We start from the raw sequence: 11,083 nt of genomic DNA on the forward strand, positions 1-11,083 counted from the left end.
CAACCCCCACACCGCCGACCACGCCAGATCCGACACCACCGAACCCGGCCCGACACCCACCGCACCCCGCGTCACCACCACCAACCGCGAGGCGGTCAGGCGCGGATCAGCCAACCATGTGCGCAGATCGAGCAATACCCGTGCCGTGGCGGCGTGCACGGCCTCGACGTCCGGGGAGGACCCGGACGGGCCGCCGACACACGGCATGAGGACCGTCGCCGGAACAGGCGTGCCCGCATCGAGTGCCGCCGTCAGGTCGGCGAGGTCCGGGTAGCCGGTCGTCGCCAGGCTCGCGGACAACAGTCCGAACGGATCCGGGCCGAGCACGGCGGTGTCCGCGAGCACGGCGGTGGGCTCCGTGCAGGTCACAGGTACCCACTCGACGGCGTACAACGGATCCTTGACGCCGACGGACTCGCGCAGTTGCTCCGCCTCGACCGGCCGCAGGGTCAACGCGGCAACCCGGGCGAAGGGTTGCCCGCCGGTGTCCGCGAAGTCCAGTGCGACGGTGTCCGCGTCGAGCCGGGATATCCGTACCCGGGCGGCAACGGCACCGGTCGCGGACAGGGCAACCCCGGACCACGAGAACGGCAGTCGCAACCGTCCGTCGTCCGCGCCCGGCTGCCCCGCCGTCACGATGGCGTGCAGCGCGGCGTCGAGCAGCGCCGGGTGAAGCCCGAAGCGGGCGGCATCGTCCCGGTGTTCGGCCGGCAGCGCCACATCGGCGTAGACGTCTTCGCCGAGCTGCCAGGCCGAGGTGAGCCCCTGGAACGCCGGTCCGTACTCGTATCCGCGTGCCGCCAGGTCCGGGTAGAAACCGTCCAGGTCCACCGGCCGGGCGCCGGCCGGGGGCCAGGCGCCGTCGGCACCGACGACCTCGGGTGCGGCAAACGGCTGATCGGAGAGTCGGCCGACCGCGTGGCAGGTCCACTCGGCGCCCAAGTCCTCGTCGCCGGTCCGCGAGTGGACCGAGACGGCCCGACCGCCCGCCTCGTCCGGGGCGGACACGACGACTTGGACCGCCACGGTCCCGTGCTCGGGGACGGCCAGCGGTGCCTGAAGCGTCAGTTCGTCCACCCGGCCGCACCCGGCGGTGTCCCCGGCCCGTACCGCCAGTTCCACAAAGGCCGCTCCCGGTAGCAGCACCGTCCCGGCCACCGCGTGGTCCGTCAGCCACGGCTGCGCGGACAGCGACAGCCGCCCGGTCAGCAGCACGCCGCCGTCCACGCCGGACACGCAGGCGCCGACCAACGGGTGCTCCGCGTCCAGCAACCCCACCGCGCCGAGATCCCCGCGCACCCCGGGAGGGGCTTGCAGCCAGTAGCGGCGGCGCTGGAAGGCGTAGGTCGGCAGATCGACGTCCGCGGTACTGCGGTCGCGATCGCGGTCGCCCAGCAGCGGCGACCAGTCCACGGCGAGACCGTTCACGTGCGCTTCGGCGAGTGCTGTGGTGAAGCGGTTCAGGCCACCCTCGTCCCGGCGCAGCGTGCCCAGGACCACGGCCTGGGCACCGGCGGATTCGATCGTGCTCTCCACCGGGGTGGTGAGCACCGGATGCGCACTGGCCTCGATGAAGGTGTCGAAGCCCTGGCTCAGGAGGAGGCGGATCGTCTCCTCGAAGCGGACCGTCCGGCGAAGGTTGGTGTACCAGTAGGTGGCGTCCAGCGCGGTGGTCTGCAGCCGCTCCGCGGTCACCGCCGAAAAGAACGGGACGGTCGGCGCCATCGGTTCGATGTCGGCCAGTTCCGTCAAGAGCCGTTCGCGGATCGATTCGACCTGCACCGAGTGCGACGCGTAGTCCACCGACACCCGACGCGCCCACACACCCCGCGCATCGCACTCGGCGAGCAACTCCGCCAGCGCAGCCGACTCACCCGCCACCGTCACCGACGCCGGGCCGTTCACCGCCGCCACCGACACCCGAGCGTCGAACGGCGCCAACAGCTCGATCACCCGCTCCACCGGCACCCCGACCGACGCCATGCCGCCGGAACCCGCCAACTCCAGGATCGCCCGGCTCCGCAACGCCACGACCTTCGCCGCATCCGCCAAGGACAACGCCCCCGCGACACACGCGGCCGCGATCTCCCCCTGCGAATGCCCCACGACCGCGCCCGGCTCCACCCCGAACGAACGCCACAACTCGGCAAGCGACACCATCACCGCCCACAACACCGGCTGCACCACATCGACCCGACCCAGCCACTCCTCCGAGTCCGACCGCAGAACCGACGTCAACGACCAATCCACAAAAGGCGCGAGCGCCCCCTCACACTCCGCGATCCGCCCGGCGAACACCGCCGACGAATCCAGCAACCCGGCAGCCATCCCCAACCACTGCGACCCCTGACCCGGGAACACCAGCACAGTGCGTCCCGAAGACCTCGCCACACCCGAAAGCACACGCGATCCGGGCTCCCCTGCCGCCAGCGCCGCCAACCCGGACGCCAACTCGGCCCGATCCGCAGCCAGTACGACACCCCGGTACTCCAACACCGAGCGTGACGCGAACAGCGCCGATGCCACCTCGGCCGGGTCCGCCGCCTCCCGTTCGCCCACGAAGTCGGCCAACCGCAGCGCCTGCCCGCCCAGGGCGGCCGCCGACTTGCCCGACAGCAGGAACGGCAGAGCCGTACCGGGAGGCCCGCCCGTGGCCGACGGCTCGATCGCGGGCTCCCCGACGGGTGCCTGCTCCAGCACCACGTGCGCGTTCGTACCGCTGATCCCGAAGGAGGAGACGCCCGCCCGGCGCGGCCGGCCCGTGTCCGGCCACTCCCGTGCCTCGGTCAGCAACTCGACGTCGCCCGCCGTCCAGTCCACGTGCGGAGTCGGCTCGGCCACGTGCAGCGTCTTGGGCAGCAGGCCCTCGCGCAGCGCCATCACCGTCTTGATCACCCCGGCGATGCCGGAAACCGCTTGGCCGTGACCGAGGTTCGACTTCAGCGAGCCGAGCCACAGCGGGAAGCCGGGCGCACGGTCCTGGCCGTAGGTGGCGATGATCGCCTGGGCCTCGATCGGGTCGCCGAGCGTCGTACCGGTGCCGTGCGCCTCGACGGCGTCCACGTCCTGCGCGCTCAACCCCGCATTCGCCAACGCCTGCCGGATCACCCGCTGCTGCGAGGGCCCGCTGGGCGCGGCCAGGCCGTTGCTGGCACCGTCCTGATTGATCGCGGTGCCGCGGACCACCGCCAGCACCCGGTGGCCGTTGCGCTCGGCGTCCGAGAGCCGCTCCACCAAGAGCACCCCGACGCCCTCGGACCAACTCGTGCCGTCGGCGGTCGAGGAGAACGCCTTGCTGCGGCCGTCCGACGCAAGGCCCCGTTGGCGGCTGAACTCGACGAACAGGCCCGGGGTCGGCATCACGCTGACGCCGCCGACCAGTGCCATCGAGCAGTCGCCGCCGCGCAGCGCCTGCGCGGCCAGGTGCAGGCTCACCAGCGAGGACGAGCACGCCGTGTCGACGCTCACCGCCGGGCCTTCGAGGCCGAAGGTATACGCGACTCGGCCGGAGCCGACGCTGCCGGCGTTTCCGGTGCCCAGGTAGCCCTCGACGTCCTCGGGCGTACGGTCGAGGCGCGTGGCGTAGTCCTTGGCGAGCATGCCGAAGAACACGCCGGTCCGGCTGCCGCGCAGCGTGGCCGGGTCGATCCCGGCCCGCTCGATCGCCTCCCACGAAGACTCCATCAGCAGCCGCTGTTGCGGGTCCATCGCGAGCGCCTCACGCGGCGAGATGCCGAAGAACTCGGCGTCGAAGTCGGCCACGTCGTCCAGGAATCCACCGGTACGGACGTAACTCTTGCCGTGCCGCTCGGGGTTCGGGTCATACAGACCGTCCAGGTCCCAGCCACGGTCGGTCGGGAAGCCGGCGATCGCGTCGCCGCCGTCGGCCACCAGGCGCCACAGATCCTCCGGCGAACCGACCCCACCGGGGAACCGGCAGGCCATGCCGACGATCGCGATCGCCGCGTCGTCCACGGCGGGCCCGGAGACCGGGATCGCGACGGCACCGGCCGTGCCGAGCAACTCGCCGCGGAGGAACCCGGCGAGGGCGAGCGGGGTCGGGTGGTCGAACACGAGGGTGGTCGGCAGTCGCAGCCCGGTGGCCGTGTTGAGGCGGTTACGCAACTCGACGGAGGTGAGCGAGTCGAAGCCGAGATCCTTGAACGCGTGTCCCGCGTCCGTCGATCCGGCGGAACCGTGGCCGAGGACCGCAGCGACGTTGGCGCGGATCAGATCGACCAGGATGTGGGTCTGCTCGGCGTCCGTGACCGCCTGAAGCTCGCGAACCAGCGGGTTGTGCTGTCCGCCGCCGACCGTCTCGACGGCACGGCGCGCCCCGCGGGTGCGAACGAGGCCCTGGAGGAGCCTGGGCAGCACACCGGCCGCGGCTTGGGTGCGAAGCGCGGTGTGCACCAACCTGGCTGCCACGAAATGCGGTTCGTCGAAGTTCAGGGTGGCGTCGAGCAACCCGAGGCCCTGTTCGGCCGTCATCGCGGCGATGCCGGAGCGGTGCATCCTGGCGAGGTCCTGCCGGCCGAGTTGCCCGGTCATGCCACTCGCGTCGGCCCACAGGCCCCACGACACGGAACTCCCCGGAAGGCCGTCCGCGTGCCGCTGTCCCGCGAGGGCGTCCAGGAAGGTGTTGGCCGCCGCATAGCCCGCTTGGCCGACGTTGCCGAGCACGCCGGCGAGGGAGGAGAAGAGGACGAAGGCGGAGAGGTCGTGGTGGGCAGTGAGTTCGTGCAGGTTGACCGCGCCGTCGACCTTGGATCGCAGCACACGTTCCAGGCTCTCGGGGGTCATCGACTCGATCAGGCCGTCGTCCAGGACACCGGTGGCATGGACAACCGCCGTGAGCGGCGCGCCGACGGGGATCCGCGCCAGGAGTGCGGCGAGGGCTTCCCGATCGGCCGCATCGCACGCTTCCAGGACCACCCGGGCGCCGAGACCGGTGAGTTCGGCCTTCAACTCGACTGCGCCAGAGGCATCGGGGCCGCGCCGGCTCGCCAGTACGAGGTTGCGCACGCCGTGTCGGGTGACCAGATGGCGGGCCACCAGGCCCCCCAGGGTGCCCGTGCCGCCGGTGATCAGGACGGTTCCACCCGGATCGAGCGGCACCGGCATCCGCAGTACGAGCTTCCCGGTGTGCCTGGCCTGCGCCATGAACCGGAACGCCTCCGGCGCCCGCCGCACATCCCACGACCGCACCGTGATCGGCACCAGCGCACCCGACCCGAACCACCCCAAGAGGTCGCCGAGCAGCTTCCCGATCCGCTCCGGCCCCGCGTCCAGCAGGTCGTACGCCTGATACGAGACCCCCGGATACCCGACCCGCACCGCCTCCGCATCCCGGATGTCGGTCTTGCCCATCTCCAACAACCGGCCACCATCGGCCAGGAGCCGCAACGAGGCGTCCACGAACTCACCCGCGAGAGAGTTCAACACCACATCCACACCACGCCCACCGGTGGCCGTACGGATGTGCTCCTCGAAGTCGAGCGTGCGGGAATCGGCGATGTGGGCGTCGTCCAGACCCAGCGATCGCAGAGTGTCCCACTTGCCCTCACTCGCCGTCGCGAACACCTCGGCACCCAGATGACGCGCGATCTGCACCGCCGCCATCCCCACCCCACCCGCACCGGCATGAACCAACACCGACTCACCGGCCCGCAGACCACCCAACTCCACCAAGCCGTAATACGCCGTCAGGAACACCACCGGCACCGACGCCGCCCGCTCGAACGACCAAGCCTCGGGAACCGCGGCCGTCATCCGGCTGTCGGCCACCGCCACCGGACCGAATGCGTCCCGGAACATCCCGAACACCCGGTCACCGACCGCGAATCCCGATACCTCCGAACCGACCTCCGTGACGACGCCGGCGCCCTCGCTGCCCATGCCGGTCTGATTCGGCACCATGCCGTGCCCGATCAGCACGTCGCGGAAGTTGACCCCTGCCGCGTGGACGGCGATCCGCACCTCGATCGGGTCCAGCGGCCGTTCCGCCTCCGGGGCGGGCAGGAGGGCCAAATTCGACAGGGTGCCCGCCCGGGCCGTCTCCAGGCGCCAGGCGCCGGAGGGCGGGGAAACCAGACCGGCGCCCGACGCGGTACGGGCCAACCGCGGTGCCAGCAGGGCGCCGTCGCGGACCGCGACCTGTGGTTCCGCGCAGGACAGGGCTGCGGGAAGCGCGGCGAGGGACGGGTCGTCGGGGTCGAGATCGACGAGGACGAAGCGGCCCGGGTGCTCGCTCTGCGCGCTGCGCAGCAGCCCCCAGAGCGGGGCGTGCACGAGGTCTGCGGCTCCGGAACCGTCAGCGGTCCGGATCGCACCGCGCGTCACGGCCACCAGCCGAGAGGAAGCGAAACGCTGGTCTGCCAGCCACTGTTGGACTATGGCGAGGACGCCCGTGAGCGTCTCCACCACCGCGTCCGCCGTCCCGGGCGCGGCGCGCTCTTCGGACTCGACCATGTCGGCCGGAGGAAGGAACGTGACCGCGACGACGTCCGGAACGGCGCCATCGATCTCGCCGACCGCATGCAGGTCGGTGTACGCCTCGGCGCGGACGTTCCCGGCACGCAGCCGGTCGACCGACTCCGCCGCGTCCGACCCGAGCACGGCCCAGGTACCGGTCGTGATCTCCGTCGGTTCGACCGGGGTCCAGTCGACGAGGAAGAGTGCGTCGTGCGCGGGGTCGCGGACCAGGTCGAGCCGGTCCGGTGCCATCGGTCGCACGGTCAGGCCCCGCGCGGAGAACACCGGCCGGCCGGAGGAGTCGGCCGCGTGCACTGCCAGGGTGTCGGTACCCGTGACGGTCAGTCGAACCCGCAGCGCGGTGGCGCCGGTCGCGTGCAGCGTGGCGTCCGTCCACACGAAGGGCAGCCGGACCGTGCCCGCCTCGGCGGCGCCCAGACTGGTGCGGCCGGCGGCGTGGAGAGCGGCGTCCAGCAGCGCCGGATGGAGTCCGAACCGCTCGGCGTCGCGGACCTGTTCGGCCGGGAGCGACACCTCGGCGTATACGTCGTCGCCCGAACGCCAGGCCGCGCGCAAGCCCTGGAACGCCGGACCGTAACCGTATCCGGTGGCCGCCAAGTCGGCGTAGAAGCCGTCCAGGGCCACGGATTGCGCACCGGCGGGCGGCCATGGTCCGAATTCGTCCACTGCTTCGGCAAGGGACGGCGCCAGCACACCGGAGGCGTGTCGGGTCCAGGCGTCGTCCAGGGCTCCGCCGCTCTGGGCCCGTCCGTATACGGATACGCCGCGCTGTCCGCCGTCATCGGGGGCGTCCACGATCACCTGGATCTGCACGGCTTCCCGCTCGGGAATCACCAGCGGTGCTTCCAGAGCGAGTTCGGCGATCCCACCGCAGCCGACCTCGTCCCCGGCCCGGATCGCCAGCTCCACGAACGCGGTGCCGGGCAGCAGCACCGTCCCGTTGACCGCGTGGTCGCGCAGCCAGGCGTGCGACCGGAGCGAGATCCGGCCGGTCAGTACGGCGCCTTGCCCGCCACCGAGTTGCACCGCCGCGCCGAGCAGTGGATGGTCCGCCTCGGCCTGGCCGAATCCGCGTGCGTCACCGTTCGAGACCGTACGTTCCAGCCAGTAGCGCTCGTGCTGGAAGGCGTATGTCGGCAGGTCGACGTGCACAAGGCCGCGGTCGTGGTTGCCCAGTAGCGGCGACCAGTCCACGGCGAGGCCGTTGACGTACGCCTCCGCCAGCGCGGTGGTGAAGCGCTCCGGTCCACCCTCGCCTCGGCGCAGCGTGCCCAGCACCACGGCCTGGACGTCGGCGGACTCGATCGTGTCCTCGATCGCCGTGGTCAGCACGGGGTGGGCACTCACCTCGACGAAGGCGTCGTGCCCCTGCCGAAGAAGCAGCCGAACGGTCTCCTCGAAGCGGACGGTTTGCCGGAGGTTGGTGTACCAGTAGTTCGCGTCGAGGGCGGTGGTCTCCAGCCGCTCGGCCGTGACCGCCGAATAGAACGGGATGGTCGGCGCCATCGGTTCGACATCCGACAGTTCCGTCAGCAACCGCTCTCGAATCGACTCGACCTGTACCGAGTGCGACGCGTAGTCCACCGGCACCCGACGCGCCCACACACCCCGCGCATCGCACTCGGCGAGCAACTCCGCCAGCGCGGCCGACTCACCCGCCACCGTCACCGACGCCGGGCCGTTCACCGCCGCCACCGACACCCGACCCTCGAACGGCGCCAACAACTCGATCACCCGCTCCACCGGCACCCCGACCGACGCCATGCCGCCGGAACCCGCCAACTCCAGGATCGCCCGGCTCCGCAACGCCACGACCTTCGCCGCATCCGCCAAGGACAACGCCCCCGCGACACACGCGGCCGCGATCTCCCCCTGCGAATGCCCCACGACCGCGCCCGGCTCCACCCCGAACGAACGCCACAGCTCGGCAAGCGACACCATCACCGCCCACAACACCGGCTGCACCACATCGACCCGACCCAGCCACTCCTCCGACTCCGACCGCAGAACCGACGTCAACGACCAATCCACAAACGGCGCGAGCGCCCCCTCACACTCCGCGATCCGCCCGGCGAACACCGCCGACGAATCCAGCAACCCGGCAGCCATCCCCAACCACTGCGACCCCTGACCCGGGAACACCAGCACCGGCCGGCTCACCGAACGGGCCGTGCCGGAGACGACACCCGGCACGGTCTCCCCCGTGCCGAGCGCCTCCAGACCGGACGTCAACTCCGCGCGATCCACTCCCAGTACGACACCCCGGTGCTCCAGCGCCGACCGGGAGGCAAACAGCGCGTACGCCACCTCGACCGGCTCGATCTCCGCCTGCGCCGCCACGAACCCGGCCAACCGACCGGCCTGCACTCGCAACGCACCCTGCGACCCGGCCGACACCACGAACGGCAGCGTGGTCGCGGGGGCGCTCGTAGCGTCCGGCGCGGTCGCCGGCACAGGTGTCGCCGCCGCATGCTCCAGTACGACGTGCGCGTTGGTTCCGCTGGCGCCGAAGGACGACACACCGGCCCGGCGAGGGCGACCCGTCTCGGGCCACGCGCGGGCCTCCGTCAGCAGCTCGACGGCTCCGACCGACCAATCCACGTGCGGCGAGGGCTCGTTGACGTGCAGCGTCTGCGGCAGTACGCCCTCGCGCATCGCCATGACCATCTTGATCACTCCGGCGACGCCCGCGGCGGCCTGCGCGTGACCGATGTTCGACTTCAACGACCCGAGATACAGCGGCTGTTCGTCGCGACGACCCTGGCCGTAGGCCGCGATCAGGGCCTGCGCCTCGATCGGGTCGCCCAACGTCGTCCCCGTCCCGTGCGCCTCCACCACGTCCACGTCGCGGCTGTTCAGGCCGGCGTTGGCGAGCGCCTGCCGGATCACCCGCTGCTGGGAGGGGCCGTTGGGCGCGGTCAGGCCGTTGCTCGCGCCGTCCTGGTTGACCGCCGTGCCGCGTACCGTCGCCAGCACCCGGTGGCCGTTGCGCCGCGCGTCGGACAGCCGCTCCACCAGCAGCACACCCACACCCTCGGACCAGCCCGTACCGTCCGCGGCGGCCGAGAACGCCTTGCAGCGCCCGTCCGGCGACAGACCACGCTGGCGACTGAACTCGACGAACACCTCGGGAGTCGACATCACCGTCACCCCGCCGACGAGGGCCATCGAGCACTCGCCGCTGCGCAGCGCCTGACCGGCCAGGTGCAGCGCCACCAACGACGACGAGCACGCCGTGTCGACGGTCACCGCCGGGCCCTCGAACCCGAAGGTGTACGCGACCCGGCCGGAGACGGCGCTGCCCGACTTCCCGGTCAGCGTGTAGCCCTCGACCTCGGCGTTCACCGGTCCCGTGCCGTCGGCGTAGTCGTGGTACATGACGCCGGCGAAGACGCCGGTCTGGCTGCCGCTCAACCCGGCCGGGTCGATCCCGGCCCGCTCGAACGCCTCCCACGACGTCTCCAGAAGCAACCGCTGCTGCGGATCCATCGCCAACGCCTCACGCGGCGAGATCCCGAAGAACCCGGCGTCGAACTGCCCTGCGTCGTAGAGGAATCCACCCTCGGAGGCGTAGCTCTTCCCCGAGGCCGCGGGGTCGGGGTCGTACAGATTCTCCAGGTCCCAGCCCCGGTCGTCGGGGAACCCGGAGATCGCGTCCCGTCCCGATGCGACGAGGTCCCACAGGTCTTCCGGCGAGGCGACCCCGCCCGGGTAACGGCATGCCATCCCCACGATCACCACGGGATCACCGTCGACCGCCGCCATAACGGACGACGGGCTCACGACGACAGCGTCGGAACCGAGCAACTCCCCCCGCACGAAGGCGGCGATCGCCGCCGGAGTCGGATGGTCGAAGACCAACGTCGCCGGCAACCGCAGACCCGTCACCGCACTCAACCGGTTCCGCAGATCCACCGCCAACATCGAATCGAACCCGAGATCCTTGAACGCCCGCCCCGCGCCCACCGCCTCCCCCGACTCGTGACCCAACACGAGTGAGACGTTCGTCCTGACCAGGTTGAGGATCTCGACCTCGCGCGCCTCCTCGTCGAGCACCGCCAGGCGCGACGCGAGTGCGGATCCGCCGGAGTCCGCCGCGCCCGCCGCGATCCGCCGGCTTGTCGTGCGCACCAGGTTGCGCAGCACGTCCGGCAGTACACCCGAGGCCGCCCGGGTCCGTAGTGCCGCCGGGTCCAACAGAATTGGGAGAAGGTGTGCCGCATCGGAGCGCAGCGCGGCGTCGAAGAGGGCGAGCCCCTCCTCGTTCGTGAGCGCCCGGACCCCGCGCCGAAGGGCACCGGACGCCACGCTGTTCTCCGTGGCACGGGTCAGGCCACTGGACTGCGCCCATGGGCCCCAGCCCACGGAGATCGAGGGCCTGCCGGACGCGTGGCGGTGCTCCGCCAGGGCGTCGAGGAATGCGTTCGCCGCCGCGTAGTTGGCCTGACCGCTGTTGCCGAACACACTCGCGGCGGAGGAGAAGAGGACGAAGGCGGAGAGGTCGAGATCGCGGGTCAGTTCGTGCAGGTTCACCGCGCCGTCGACCTTGGCGCGCAGCACACTGTGCAACCGGTCCTCGGTCAACGCC

The 11,083-nt window shown here is 71.5% G+C and carries 1 protein-coding gene; it reads right to left on the bottom strand.

From position 1 onward, the window contains the following. Positions 1 to 11,083 (bottom strand): SDR family NAD(P)-dependent oxidoreductase (locus ACIBSV_RS50330; RefSeq protein ID WP_395874688.1); only part of this gene is annotated, 11,083 nt, incomplete at both ends.

The sequence above is a fragment of the Embleya sp. NPDC050154 genome, from assembly GCF_044460165.1.
GTDB lineage: Bacteria > Actinomycetota > Actinomycetes > Streptomycetales > Streptomycetaceae > Embleya.